Source organism: Ruminobacter amylophilus (assembly GCF_900115655.1).
Lineage (GTDB): Bacteria > Pseudomonadota > Gammaproteobacteria > Enterobacterales > Succinivibrionaceae > Ruminobacter > Ruminobacter amylophilus.
On the sequence record NZ_FOXF01000105.1, the window covers coordinates 1 to 1,381 of the forward strand.

Annotated in this window: 1 protein-coding gene; it reads right to left on the reverse strand. The window is 30.1% G+C overall.

Annotation, left to right across the window (positions count from 1 at the left end; translation table 11 throughout):
- Nucleotides 1-123: 123 nt before the first annotated feature.
- A complete protein-coding gene (locus BMY80_RS11935) occupies nt 124-1,284 on the reverse strand; it encodes a hypothetical protein (protein WP_093143961.1) in 1,161 nt (386 codons plus the stop codon).
- Nucleotides 1,285-1,381: the final 97 nt, after the last annotated feature.

Below are 1,381 nucleotides of genomic sequence, written 5' to 3' on the forward strand. Positions count from 1 at the left end.
TGATTGGTATATGGAGTAAATAATGAGATATTGAAACAAGATGTGCTCAATATTTGCACATCTTATATAGTATTATTAATTGGGAAAGTTCTAATACATATTGAGTTGAATTCAACATATCTATCATCCATTATTACTTTCCCTCATAATGATCAAGCTAAGAATTTTTAAGGCCTTTCCTGAAATTCTTCCAAGTTTGATTTCTTTTATCAACCAATCATGCAAAGAAGGATGCGATTTTAATTTATTACTCATAATGTTTACATTATGAGGTAAAGACACGTAATCTTTATACGACCTCAAAGAAGAAACAATTTTAAGATCATTCCGTATATCATAATTATTTACTGATCTTATAAATTTAGTATGCCACAAACAGTCAATTCCCAAATAAACCTTAATCTCAGTATTAAATTTAATATCCTTAATGATGACTTTATTGTCTTTAGGAAAATATTTATCTAAAACAAAACCATCAAGATCAGTAATTTCTACAAAACCATCAACATCAAGAGAAATATTTAACACTGATTTTTTTGGCAAATTATTGTAAATACCGCCAGTTAAGACATTTCCGTTTATATCTGTTACATTAACCCCTTTGGCAAGAGCTTTGATATTATCAAAATCACTAACTCCAAAATACATGTACTCCAAAGCACAAACACGTCCAGCTGACAATATTTGGTATATGTCAGCTTTCGTAGTTATTGATATTAAATTTGCTGAATTATTCTTTAATGATTGCTGCAAAAAAATTGTTTTTGGAGATGTTTTAAAATGTACATAATCGCCTTTCATGAAAATATTAATTTTATTTTCTTTCTGAAGTATGACGTATGGACGTTCTACATGTTCAGGCCACAACGGGTACATTTTTATTGGATGTTCAGTTAATCTTGCATGAAAAACTAAAAAAAATCGAGCTGGGGATTCGTCATATTTTAAAGCTTGAACCTTATACACGTACCATGTATTCCCGATGCTCACTTTTGATTCAGAAATACATTCCAAAGAGATAAAATTATAGTCACCTAAAAGTTGAGATACAGTTTTTTTCGTTACTAAATAATAGTCATGATTAACAACAACATCAGCATCTTCAGATAATCGTTTTTTTGTCTCACCGTCAAATAACGTCCCCCTGGAAGAGAAACCTTTAACCACTGTTGGCCAATACTTTCCTATTACAGAATTATCAATTTCATACGAAATTTCATATTTATCACATGGAACATCTCCAATATGAAGATACGTTATAGACTTATTGGAAAATCGTTCCAATAAATTAAAACTTTCACAAACCTCAGGACTATAGAAACCTTCTTGTTCTAAGGTCGTTTCTTTTCAAATCATATCAAAAATTAATCTGTTTCCCTGG